The organism is Bacillus sp. NPDC094106, assembly GCF_044764345.1.
Classification (GTDB): Bacteria; Bacillota; Bacilli; order Bacillales; family Bacillaceae_G; genus Bacillus_A.
The window spans coordinates 1-12,855 of the sequence record NZ_JBIWHY010000029.1 but is presented as its reverse complement, the minus strand read 5'-3'; the positions used below and the strand labels follow the sequence as shown (position 1 = coordinate 12,855).

General features: G+C 31.6%; 9 protein-coding genes. All 9 read left to right on the top strand.

From position 1 onward, the window contains the following. Positions 1-17: 17 nt before the first annotated feature. Positions 18-1,952 carry a DNA gyrase/topoisomerase IV subunit B gene (locus tag ACIQ7L_RS26295; RefSeq protein WP_400572904.1) on the top strand — a complete coding sequence of 645 codons (1,935 nt, stop codon included), beginning with the start codon at positions 18-20 and terminating at the stop codon, positions 1,950-1,952. 222 nt (positions 1,953-2,174) lie between these two features. After that, positions 2,175-4,862 (top strand): immunoglobulin-like domain-containing protein, encoded by a 2,688-nt coding sequence (locus ACIQ7L_RS26290; protein WP_400572902.1) that lies wholly within the window; start codon positions 2,175-2,177, stop codon positions 4,860-4,862. A 298-nt stretch (positions 4,863-5,160) separates the two neighbouring features. Beyond that, positions 5,161-7,383: a DNA gyrase/topoisomerase IV subunit A gene (locus ACIQ7L_RS26285; protein ID WP_400572900.1), complete on the top strand. Its 2,223-nt coding sequence runs from the start codon at positions 5,161-5,163 to the stop codon at positions 7,381-7,383. 113 nt (positions 7,384-7,496) lie between these two features. Then, complete coding sequence (locus ACIQ7L_RS26280) at positions 7,497-8,300, top strand: hypothetical protein (protein ID WP_400572898.1); 804 nt, start codon at positions 7,497-7,499, stop codon at positions 8,298-8,300. Continuing rightward, entirely contained in the window at positions 8,297-8,881 is a 585-nt protein-coding gene (locus ACIQ7L_RS26275) for a crossover junction endodeoxyribonuclease RuvC (RefSeq protein ID WP_400572897.1), read from the top strand. Before ACIQ7L_RS26280 ends, ACIQ7L_RS26275 begins: the two co-directional genes overlap by 4 nt. After that, positions 8,878-9,966 (top strand): hypothetical protein, encoded by a 1,089-nt coding sequence (locus ACIQ7L_RS26270; protein ID WP_400572895.1) that lies wholly within the window; start codon positions 8,878-8,880, stop codon positions 9,964-9,966. The genes ACIQ7L_RS26275 and ACIQ7L_RS26270 overlap by 4 nt, the downstream gene beginning before the upstream one ends. Positions 9,967-10,137: 171 nt before the next feature. Then, on the top strand, positions 10,138-10,611 hold the full coding sequence (locus ACIQ7L_RS26265) for a single-stranded DNA-binding protein (RefSeq protein WP_400572893.1): 474 nt from the start codon (positions 10,138-10,140) through the stop codon (positions 10,609-10,611). A 107-nt stretch (positions 10,612-10,718) separates the two neighbouring features. After that, the gene (locus ACIQ7L_RS26260; protein ID WP_400572891.1) at positions 10,719-12,179 is read left to right on the top strand and encodes a CHC2 zinc finger domain-containing protein; all 1,461 of its coding nucleotides are present in this window, start codon (positions 10,719-10,721) and stop codon (positions 12,177-12,179) included. Between the two features lie 217 nt (positions 12,180-12,396). After that, the gene (locus ACIQ7L_RS26255) at positions 12,397-12,591 is read left to right on the top strand and encodes a hypothetical protein (RefSeq protein ID WP_400572889.1); all 195 of its coding nucleotides are present in this window, start codon (positions 12,397-12,399) and stop codon (positions 12,589-12,591) included. Positions 12,592-12,855 lie beyond the last annotated feature (264 nt).

The window sequence follows — 12,855 nt, the reverse complement described above, 5'->3', positions numbered from 1 at the left end:
AGCGAGGAGTTGATAATATGAATGAAGTATATGATGGGAATTCCATAGAGATATTGGAAGGTTTAGAAGCTGTTCGAACAAGACCAGGGATGTATATTGGTTCTACAAATACAAAAGGTCTTCATCATTTAATTTGGGAGATGATTGACAACTCTATAGATGAGAGTTTAGCGGGATATTGCGATGAAATTGCTGTAAGAATCCATGAGGATAATGCTATTTCTATTGAAGATAATGGACGAGGTGTACCTATAGATGTTCATTCCAAAACAGGTTATTCGACTGCAAGGGTCATTTATACCATTCTTCATGCAGGTGGAAAGTTTGGTGGGAATGGGTATAAAATTTCAGGTGGTTTACATGGTGTGGGTGCATCTGTTGTTAATGCGTTAAGTTCTTATTTGGAAGTTGAGATTCATAAGGATGGAAAAGTGTATAAAGACCGTTATGAAAATGGTGGTAATCCAGTAATCGAACTGACTGAAAATGGTGAACTTCCTTCTATTGGAGATACAGACAAACATGGTACCAAAGTTCGTTTTTTACCAGACGATACGATTTTTGAAACAATGGAATGGAATCTTGATACGATTGAAAAAAGATTACAAGAATCTGCATTCTTGAATAAAGGCTTAAAAATCCTATTAGTAGATGAACGAACAAATTATGAAAAGACTTTTTATGAAAAAGAGGGGATTTGTGGTTTAGTTAAACAATTAAATGATTCTAAACCTGTAATGACAGACATTATTCTCTTCTCTGGTGTGTCAAAAGATATTGAGGTTCAATTTGCGTTTCAATATACACAAGAATTTAATGAACATGTGGTTAGTTATTGTAATAACATCGTTACTGTTGAGGGTGGTACTCATGTATCAGGGGTAAGAACGGGAATTACACGACTGATAAATGGATATGCAAAAGAACTTGGTTTGTTAAAAGCAAAAGAGGGTACAATTGATGGCAAAAACATTCGGACAGGATTAGTAGCTGTGTTGTCTATTCGCCATCCCAATCCACAATATGAAGGACAAACCAAAGGGAAGCTTGGTAGTAGTGACGCAAAAGGAGCTGTAGAAGATGTTATAAAAGTAGAAGGTCCTAAGTTCTTTGATTTGCATGTGAAGGAAGTTACGACAATTATTGAAAATGCAATTAAAGTATCAAAAATACGTGAAACAGAAGAAAAATCACGAATTGAAAATATTCAAAAGAAAGATGCTCAATTGCAAACCAATGGAAAATTAGCTTCTGCTTCTCCTAAAACACCTGTCGAAAAAAAAGAGATTTATTTAGTAGAAGGTGATTCAGCAGGTGGAACTGCTAAACAGGCACGAGATAGAAAGACACAAGCTATCCTTCCTGCAAAGGGGAAAATTCTTAATGTAGAAAAGGCCAGAATGGATAAAGTTCTATCTAATGAAGAGATTCGGAGTATTATTGTTGCTATTGGCGGTGGTCATGGAAAGAATTTTGATATTTCTAAGGTTAATTATCGTCGAGTTGTTATTATGACTGATGCCGATGTAGATGGTGCTCATATTCGTACATTATTACTCACTTTCTTCTATCGCTACATGCGTCCGCTAATTGAACATGGATATGTTTGGATTGCAGTACCACCTTTATATCAAGTTGTACATGAAGAACAACAAGGACGAAAAAAAGTAGAGTCTGCAATTTACGCTTATTCAGATGCAGAGTTAGAGTCTATAAAAGGTGAATTAGGTAATAAATTCAAGAGAATTCAACGATATAAAGGGTTGGGAGAAATGTCTTCAACTCAGCTATGGGATACGACATTAAACCCTGAAACAAGAAAACAAATAAAAGTAAAAATAGAAGATGCTAAAGAAGCAAATGATGTAACTGTACTGTTGATGGGTGACAACGTAGCGCCAAGACGAGAATTCATTATAAATGAAGCTCATAATGCAAATATTTATATTTAAACTAAGGATAATTCAGTAATAAATACCAGTTATTTACGGATTATTTAGTCCGTAAATAACATATATTATTAAAGCTATATATCCAGTTTTTAAGGAGTATAAACCTAAATTTTTCGTAAAAAATATTTTATAATTAAATGTTAAATAGTTGTAATAAAGTAAAAATATAAAACGTGGAAAATATTAAAAAAATAAAATATACATATACTGGAGGAGATTAGAATGAAAAATAAAACAAAATCAAGAATTGTAGGAACAGCTTTGACAGCGGTAGTAGGGTTAGGAGTACTTGGAAATCCAAATAGTGCATTTGCAGATAGTTTGCAAGATGGAGAAGCGAATGTATCTAAAACACAGATTGTGGGACAACAAAATGGTATTGAGCCTGTGAAAGAATTAAATACAGAAAATAAAGACGTACAAGAAAATCAAAAACAAGAAGTAAATGAACAACCAAAACAGGCGGTTGATGAAGGACAAACGCAAACATCTGATTCAAAAGAACAGAAAGAGGAAAAAAAGAATACGGTAAATGATGTGAAATTTGCTGAAAGTTTTAACAGCGTTCAGGGTCAAGACCCAACACAACTTCCAATCGAAAAATTTGTAGTGAGCGGTTTAGATAATGGAGTGACTGGTAAAGTTATTCGCCTTCATGAGAAAGATGGTATTCAATATGTAATGGTTCAAGTTACTGACGGCCTTGGCAACACAATCACTCATGATATTCCTGTTGTATTAAATGAGATGCCAGTTCTTACTGTCGAAAAACATAAGGTTCTTGTTGAGCAAGGAACAAGCGTTGATATTGTAAAATCTTTAGGAGCAAAGGCTCACGATAAGGAATCTGGAAATTTAGATATTCAAGTGACAGGTAATATAGATATTTCTGTATTAGGGGAGCATCAATTAACGCTTAAGGCTACAGATAATACAGGATTAAGTGTGAATGAAAATGCCATTTTAAACGTAGTACGATTTAAAGATGCGGTAGTAATTGAAAAAGGTAAAGATATCAATACTCTTGACGCAAAAGAATTTGTTGAAGGTTTGTCTGGTACAGCTTCCGTAAGTATCATGAATGTAGATGAAGCAAACAATCAAGTTACCGTAAAAGTAACGGATGGTGAGAATTCTATCACGAAAACGGTAAATGTTACGAAAAATCAAGTAGGTAACAAACCAACAATTCATGTTGGAAAAGAATCTATCCTTGTAAAACAAGGCGAGTTAAAAAATGTAGCTTCTGCGATGCAAGCAACTGCAACAGATAAAGAAGATGGTGATTTAACAAGTAAAATTAAAGAAACTGGATTTGACTCTCAAAAATTAGGAAATCAAACAGTGACTTTAAGTGTAACTGATAGTAACGGTGAAGCGATTAGCAAGACTGTTAATGTGCAAGTTGTAAAATTTGCTGAGGAAGTACAAGTGAAACAAGGTGCAGACTATGAACGCATTCCACATGAAGAATTGGTTCAAGGTTTTGATACAGGAGATAGTGTATCTATTAAAAATAACAATGATAAAACAATTACTGTAACCGTAAAAGATGAAAAAGGTGATAGTGTTGTAAGTGGAGTTGTTAAAGTAAAAGAAAACAATGCACCAGTAATTAATGTGGAAAAATCTCAAATTCTTGTTAAGAAAGGACAAGATATAGATATCTTAAAAATGGTTCATGCAACTGCACAAGATAAGGAAGATGGCGACTTAACAAGCTCTATTAAAGTAGAAGGTAAAGTAAATGCATCTGATGTATCTGCACAAACAGTTAAATTAATCGTAGCTGATAAACAAGGTGAAGTTGCTGAGAAGAAAATTACAATTCATGTTGTTGACTTTGTAGACACAGTAAAAATTAAAGAAGGTTTCAGTGTTGAAAAAATCAAATCAGATAAACTTGTAAAAGGTTTAGTTGATACAGACAGTGTATTCATTAAAGATAACAATAATGGAACGATTACTGTAATGGTAAAAGATGATGTAAGTGGTGATACTGTAAGTGCTTCTGTAAAAGTTCAAGAAATCCACGCTCCTAAAATGACAGTTCAAAAAGATAAGTTATTTATGAAAAAAGGCACAAATATTGATTTTGTAAAAGAGTCAGGAGCAAAAGCAGAAGATGAAATTGAGGGTGATGTAACAAATGCAATTCAAGTAAAAGAAAATATTGATGTATCTAAAGTTGGTCATCAAACGATTCGTTTAAGTGTTGCAAATAAAGAAGAGTTAGTTTCTACAAAAACATTAGATGTTCAAGTCATTGATTTTGTAAAAGATGTAACTGTTAAAAACGATGAAAAACTTCAGTCCATTCCTTCAGAAAAATTAGTAAAAGGTTTAGATGGTGATGATAAAGTTTCTATTAAAGATAATGGAAATGGAACCATTACTGTAACAGTGAAAGATGGTACAACTGGTTCTACAATTGAATCTCTCGTGAATGTAAAAGTGGTGGAAGATAAAGGGACTGGCACAGATGACAAAGGTACAAACGAAGATAAAGGTACTAAAACAGATGATAAAGTGAAAGAAGATAAAACCACTGGAACAAATGACAAAAATAAAGATAAAACAACTGATGATAAAATCAAAGCAAAAGAAGATAAGGGAACTGGAACAATTTCAAAAAATCAAGATGGCAAAAACAAAGATAAAATTGCTGTAACAGAAGATAAAAAAGAGCCAGTAAAAGAAGAAGTGAAACAATCTGTTGATAAGAAAGTAGAAAAAAATGCGAAACAGACATCGAAAGAAGCTCCTAAAGAAACAAAAGTAGATTCTACAGGTAAAAAACTACCAGAAACAGGTGGAAGCCTAATTGGTAGTGTAGGAAGTATTCTTGCAGGTGGATTAGCATTAGTAGCGAGTTTAGTAATGAGACGTAAAGCAAAAAAACAAAACTAATTTGTAGTAAAATTCTTTGAGATAGCCCATTTTATGGACTATCTTTTTTGTGCTTCATAGCTTTTCTAAAAGTAGAATTCATTGTAGAATGATAAAGGTTTAAGTACTTCGTTACATTGACAATAGTCAATGTTAATATGATATAATCATTTTATATGTAAGAAATGGAATGCTTATATTACAACAATTAAAGACTATTACTTATATAAAAATTATTAACAATAAGGAAAAAACAATAGAATGTGTAGAAGAATAATAAGCGAATTGACTTGTTATAACACTAAAGGAGTTGATAGAATTGGAAAAAAATATTGAAACAATATCATATTCTAAAGAAATGAGAAGTTCATTTACAAATTATGCTCTTACTGTCATTGTGGATAGGGCGTTGCCTGATGTAAGGGATGGCTTAAAGCCTGTACATAGACGTATCTTATATGCAATGCATGATTTAGGGTTTCTACCTGATAAGGCATATAAGAAATCAGCACGTATTGTAGGGGAGGTTATTGGTAAATATCATCCTCATGGAGATTCGGCTGTGTATGAATCTATGGTGAAGCTATCTCAGGAGTTTGTAAAGAACGCACCTCTTGTAGATGGGCATGGTAATTTTGGTTCAGTAGATGGAGACAGTGCGGCCGCTATGAGGTATACAGAAGCACGGTTATCATATGTAGCAATGGAAATGTTAAGTGACTTATCAAAAGGTGTTGTAGGTTTTAGAGATAATTTCGATGTATCTGAAAGAGAGCCTGTTGTTTTACCTGCAAAATTTCCTCATTTACTGGTCAACGGTGGTTCAGGGATTGCGGTAGGGATGGCTTATAAAACGCCACCAAATAATGTTAACGGTGTAATTGATACATTAATTGCGTATGCAAACAATCAAAACATTGATGTTGAAGAATTGATTGATATTATACAAGCACCTGATTATCCATCAGGAGGAATCATTGTAAATAAGAATGAAATAAAAGAATTTTATAGAAAAGGTATCGGAAAAGCGATTATACGAGCGAAGATAGATGTTGAAGATGCAGGTTATGGTAGGACGAATTTAATTGTAAAAGAAATCCCATATCCATTTGCAGGTTCTAAAACAAATTTAATTGATAAGTTAATTACAATGGTAATTGAAAAGAAATTGGATGAAATTGTCGAAGTACGAGATGAAAGTGATAAAGATGGTATTCGAATTATTTTAGAGGTAAAAAAAGGTGTGAACATAGAAAAACTTTTACATAAGTTGTATAGTAAAACGCCTTTGGAATCAAGTGAATCTTATCAATTCTTAGTATTAGTTAATAATATCCCAACTGTTATAAATTTAAAAGAGTATTGTAAACACTATTTTGATTTTCAAAAAGAAATTACAAGAAAGAAATATGAATATCTTCTTAGTAAAGCACAAATCAGAAAAGAAATCTTAGAAGGTTTGGTTAAAGCTGAAGATGTTATGGACACTATCATTGAAATGCTACGGGGAGCCAAAAAATCAAAAGAAGTAAAGTTGTGTCTTATGGAAGGTAATACAGATAATATTGATTTTAAAACGAAAAAACATGAAAAAATTGCACAAGGATTTTCGTTTACAGAGAGGCAAGCACAAGCTATTTTAGATATGAGACTTCAAAAGCTAATTGGTTTAGAAGTTGAAGCGTTAAAAGATGAATATGAGGAAGTAAATACTGAAATTAAAAGCTATGAATTAGTTTTAAGTAGTGAAAAAGAAATGTTGAAAGTTATCAAGAAGTATTTAAAAGATTTTAAGAAGGCTTTTGGACGTGAAAGACAAACGGAACTTGTAGAAGCAAAAACGATTGAATATAAAGAAGAAATGAAAGAAGAAGATATTTGGGTATTAATTGATAAATTTGGATATGCAAAGACAGTGGATACGATTTCTATAGAAAGAAGTTCAACCGAAACTATAGATGAGTTCAAGCAAAGAATTTTAGCAAAAAATACAGAAAAACTCTCTGTATTTACCAATCAAGGAAGATTGTATCAAATCAAATTAATAGATATTCCAAAAGTGAAAATAAAGGATAAGGGAGTACCTATTCAAGTATTAGGCAAAATGCAGAAAAATGAATATCCATTATATATCACAACGAATACACAGTTAGAAACATTAGATGTGATTATGATGACGAAAACGGGATTAGTAAAACAAACAATGTGTAGTGAATTAATTGCGAATCGGGCAGTCGTTGTATCGACCAAACTGGAAGATAATGATGAATTAATTCAAGTAACTCCATTTCAAGCAGAAGATAAAGATATTCTTGTATTCTCTAAAAAAGGTTATGTCCTACGATTTAATATAGATGAAATACCAATTTTACGAAAAAATGCAAAAGGTGTTAAATCTATGGGGCTTCCTGAAGAAGATGTTGTTGAAGGATTCTGTATATACAATGAAAATAATTCAAAAATACAGAAAGTGAATGGAAAAGAGGTTGTGTTATCTGAAGTGGATTTAAAATCAAGAGGTAAGAGAGGAATAAAGATTTAAATAAAAAAGGGTTTGTCTCTGGGTAGAAAAGAGATGAACCCTTTTTACGTTGACTATAGTGTGTATAAATTAGATAATTTAATTAGAAAAATAAAAAAGATAGAGGTGTTACGATGAATAAAATTACGGTAAAAAATACAGAGGATTTAAAAGAATTATACGCAGAATTCCTTTTAACTCCCTTAATGATTTATGCAGTTTTAAAGGATAGCAATCAGTTAGACATAACATGGACGAACAAAGAGGGGTATAAACGCATGTTGAATGTGTTAGCTCGCTATATTACGAAAAGGGCGTTTTTGCAATATAGTGAAATTGAAATGAAAGAAAAGGGATTTGAAGATGCATATATTTCAGCTTGTTTAAGTCATGATTTACTAAAACAAGTAGAAAAAATGCCCCCTCTCATTGATTTAATCATTTCAAAATTAAAAGAATTTTTACAAACAGAGAAAGAGCTTCATGTAGATACTTTTATTAGATTTAACACATATGGTTTGAAACGAAGTACATCCCTGTTTGTACAAAGTATGGATAATGCATTAAATGAAGTCATGCAGGATGTAGAAGAAGCGAATATTCCGTTTATCTGCTTTCAAACATTGATGAAAAAAGGAAAATCGTTATATTCGTTTAAAAACCTTTCGATTTCTTTTCATGATGAACGAGTGCAGATTATGGACACAGATAAGGATATTTATACCGTAGACACGATGGAAGAGAGTTTTGGGATTCAATTATATAAAGTAAAAGAAGAATTTTCTCCATTAATTCATGATTTGAGTTTTATTGTATCGTTAGTATTATTAATGGAAACAGAAGAGATTGTTGTCTCTACCAAAGATAAGGAATTTATCGAGTTGTTGCAGGAATCTTTTGATAAGTGCGGTTTATCGGTTGATGTGAATGTAGAGTGAATACAATTATAGCTTGTGGAATTGACCAAGGATTAGCAAATTTAGGTTATGCATTTATTGAATATAATATTAATACAAATGAATATAGGAAATTGGAGACAGGTACATTGACTACAGAATCCAGTGAGGAATTAGAGGATAGATTGTTTGATATCTATGAAATGATAAAAACTTACAATCTTAAATATAATACAGATATCATAGCTTGTGAAAAGTTATTTTGTAATCCCAAAGTAAATACAAAAAAGAAAAGTAGTGGTGAACAAGCCAAGGGCAAAAAAGAAAATCGAAATAAATCTGCCTCAATTATGACAACAAATATGGTAACAGGAATTGTATTTCTTGTAGCAGGAGAATTAGGTTTATGGATTAAGGATTTTGTTCCAGGAACTGTAAAGAAACATGTTGCAGGGTATGGAAGGGCAACAAAAGAAGATTTAAAAAAGGCCATAAAAGATTTTTGCGAGAAACATGGGATTAAAGCTAATACGAATCATGAAACCGATGCAATTGGAATTGCTCTGACAGCAATTAAACTATACATCGAGGAAAAAATAAGAAAAGGGAGCGTGAAAGCATGAACAGTACAAAATTAAAATACTTATTTCAAAAGCACAAAGATAAGTGTCTTGTTGCGTTGAGTATAGCGGTAACGATTGGTATTGGAACAGGTGCATACTTTATTTTCTTTCATGACAACGATGATAAAGGAAAAAAAGAAACACTTTTTGATAAGAACATCAAACTTGCTGATGCGATTATAACTGGAAACAAGAACGGAAAGGTATCCTTATTACATACGAAAAGTGGAGATGAGTTAGACAGTATTTCTTTAGGCGACAGCAAAGGGAATGAGTTTAAATTTTCAAGAAGTAAGAATTTAGATTCGGTATATGCATACAACAAAAACAGTCATACTTTCTATGAAATTACAGTGGATGGAAAGAAACTGAAGAAAAAAGAAATTGTATCTGTATCAGATGCTTTAGTTGAGTTCGATACATTCCAATCAGATGGTAAAAATGTGGTACTTTTATCCAGTGACAGAAAAGAGTTAACACATATAAAAGATAAATCAACATACAAAAAATATGTATCTCTTGAGGAAGTTGGGGAGTTTTTAGTAGATAAAGGTCAGTTAGTCTTTTCGACAAGTAATTTTATTCATAGTGCTGATTTAAAATCTGAAAAAGAAACAAAGATTGAAATAGGTGACAATACAACAGGGTTATTTGCAGTAAAAAATGAAATTATTGCCTACAATAAATTTGGTACTGGTAAAGAGGACTCTATTGTTTTACGTTTAAAACCAAATGATTTATATGTAAAAGAAATGCACAAATTGGGGTCAAATCGTGTAGAGCCATTAGTTCCCGATGGAGATGACGAAACGTTGATTTATTCACAAAAAGTGAATGAAAAAACTCATCCAAAACAATTAATACAAGTATTGAATAGTAAAGATGGGTTTAGAAAGGATGTTCGACCATTCAAAACACCAGATAATCGAAAAGTAGTAGATTATGACAAGAATAACAGTGTTGCTTCAAAAGGATATGTGTATTCTAAAAAAGGTAGTCGCTTAGAAATTACAGATATTCGTGGAGAGAACCTGGCATATACCTTAGATGTTTCAAAAGAATTTGCAATGCCAATTATTAAGTAAAAAGTTCAAAAAAGATAGGCATAATAGTCTATTTTTTCCGTTGACTTTAGTAAAAATATAATTTATCATTAACTTTAGTTATAAAAAATTAACTAATAAAATACAATACATAGAAATATATAAATTAGGTATTTTTATAAAATCAAATAAAATTTAGGAGTGTTATTTATTATGGCAGAAAAAAAATATTATTCATTCGCATCATTCGCAAAAGGTGAAGGTGAAAAAGCACCATTTGGCGTTATTGAGGGACGTGTAACAAAAGAAGTTGAGATTGAGGATGTTCAAAATGGCAAAAAAGTTGCAAAAACTTCTATTGTTTCTCAAAATGTAGCGAAAAAAATAGAATACGCCTTAGGGATTAACCTGGAACAAGAAGAAAGTACGTTTTTTAATATCACAGGTTGGGAAATTTTAGGTGAACGAATGCAAAAAGCATTACATAAAGGTGACATTGTAATCATTACGGGTAATTTAAAAAGTAGAGAATATAATGGAAAAACGTATTTTGATTTAGTTGCACGGGATTTTAAAGTTACACGCTATGCAAATAATAATCAAAATCAAGAACAAGGAAATCAAACGCCAGTTGACAATCCAGTTGGTCAACCAATTGATATCGCTGATGACGATTTACCATTCTAAGAAGAGGGATTAGCCCAGGAGAAGAGTAAGGATATATCCCTTGCTCTTTTCTTTTGCCTATATTTCAAAAAGAAAGAATTGATTAAGAATAAGGAGAGGTATTTATTATGGAAATGAACAGAGAAGAGTTTATTGAAGAGTTTATTGAAGAGGTTATTAAAAAGGTGAGGGAACTTCCTATTTCAAGTGTATTAGAAACTCGCATTGATGTAGTAAGACGAGGATATTCTTTTCAAGCGAAGTGTCCTTTTCATAATGACAATAAATTAGGCTCATTTCATATTAGTGATAAAAAAGGTATTTTTAAATGCTTCTCCTGTAATGAAGGAGGAGATGCGATTAGTTTTATTACAAAATATGACAAGATTAAGTTTGGAGAATCAGCAATCAAAATTGCATTAGAATTCGGTTTAATTACAAAAGAAGAATGTAATGAGGTTTTGGGTGAAGATGTAAGTGCCGAAATGATTGGAAATGTTGAAAAAGTATATTTTGATTATAAAGAAAAAATTAATTATGAAGAAGAAAGAGCAGATATAGAAGTTCTTCATAATGTTTTTTCTGTATTTAGCAGAGGCTTATCTATATGTGAAGGTCATGAAAAATTAACCGTAGAGCATAAAGAATATTTGAAGGGTAGGGGGTTATCAGATAAGGATATTGAATCTGATGGATACTTTTCTTTTCCTGGAAGACATTCTTTATATTTCGGGAATTTTTATAAGTCTCTGTATGAAGAATTTGGCTACACACCAGAAATATTAAAAGATGTTCCAGGCTTTTACTGTACAGAAAATTACAAAATGCCTTTCCAAACAGAAGATGGAGAAATAATGGTTCCATTTTATCTCTTTAAAACACAGGAAGGTATCTGCATTCCTATAAAAAATGCGAAGGGTCAAATCGCAGGAATTCAAATTCGTTTAGATGAGACACATGATGATTCAAGACGATATATTTGGTTTTCTTCCACATTTGCTGAGGAAGGTGACGGTCGTACTATGTATATGAATGGTACAGGTGCAGGAGCTCCTTTAGATGTTGTTTATCCTGAACGTATTAAACATACTACATTGTTTATTACTGAAGGACGTTTTAAAGCGAGAAAAATAGCAAGTACATATGGATGCGTGGCTATTTCTGTGCAAGGTATTAGTAGTTGGAGAAATATTGAAAATGAAATAAAAAATATAGAAGAAAAAACAGGATTAGAAATTAAACATATCTGTGTAGCTTATGATGCAGATATGTCATACAACATAAATGTTTATAATCAATTTAAAAAGATGACAGATAAGTTAAAAACAGAATTTGATAAAAACATCTATATTTGTATGTGGGCAACTGAACTTGGAAAAGGGATTGATGATATTATTGAGAATAATAAAAGTGATATGATTGATAAGATGGAAAAAAGTCAATTTGATAGCTATTATGCTCAATATGTAAAAATGGTAACAGAAAAGGAAGGCAAAAAGGCTTTTAAGGAAAAACCCAAACCATTATTAAAAGCGTATTTTGATAGAGAAGTGTTGCCTAAATTCGATAAATATAAAGATATTATTTAGACCGCATTGTATTTGCGGTCTTTTTTAGTGTTATATAGATAACACTATTTTAATAAAATATATAGAAATATATAAAACAGGTAAATTTTAAATTTTAATTCAGGAGGTAATTTTAGGTAAAGGAATTAGCGGATTGAATTATTTCTTAACAGGTATTCATATTCTTAAAAACCATCAATTTTAAGAGAATTTAAATTATTAAAAAGGGGAAGTTATTTTGACAATTGTAAAGAAAAAAGTAGAAGAACTAATTGTAACTGCATTAAAAGATGTGAAGGATATTTATTTAGATAGAGTGAAAGGATACAGTCATTCAATTAGTTCTCATGTTTTACGAAAAATGGTAGCAATTAATCCTTGTGTTCTAAATGGCATTAATTACTTTATTAGTACGCATATTCATATGAGCTAAGGTTTGAAACAAGACTATAAAAAATTATAGTCTTGTTTCTTTGAAAGGAATTAAATAAGGTATAATAAAAAAATAAACAGGTATAAGAAGGAGTTAATCAATATGAGTTATGGTTGGTATGAACCTCCCCCACTTAGCATAGCTTGAAGTGGGGGTTTCTGATGATTACAAAAAACCTTTCTTAGGACGTAGATAAGGGTTATCCTTTTCTACACTATCTACAAAGATAGCAAGGCAGGTAGCTTGTCTCTATCAGCAACACAT